The 238-nt window shown below is 49.2% G+C and carries 1 protein-coding gene; it reads right to left on the reverse strand.

The window, feature by feature from the left end:
• Window positions 1–88 precede the first annotated feature (88 nt).
• Window positions 89–238, reverse strand: a 150-nt coding sequence (locus I6E24_RS17115; protein WP_235329885.1) for a tyrosine-type recombinase/integrase, incomplete at its 5' end; no start/stop codon positions are given.

The raw sequence follows: 238 nt of genomic DNA on the forward strand, positions 1-238 counted from the left end.
CTCCCCGTTAGGTTTCCCCGTCGGATAAGCTGATTGACGATAGGATTATATTGAACCCAATCCTAACTTCTTGCTACAGAAGTATTTATCAAGCGACCAATCTGGGCGCACTCGCATAGATTTGCGTGGTCTCAATGTTCGTATGCCCCAAAATACGGCTGACGCTCTCGATTGGCATCCCTTTGCTGAGAGCCAGGGTCGCAAACCCGTGCCTGGAGCAGTGAAAGCTGATTTTCTT

The sequence above is a fragment of the Bacteroides caecigallinarum genome, assembly GCF_021530995.1.
GTDB classification, from domain to species: Bacteria; Bacteroidota; Bacteroidia; order Bacteroidales; family Bacteroidaceae; genus Phocaeicola; species Phocaeicola faecigallinarum.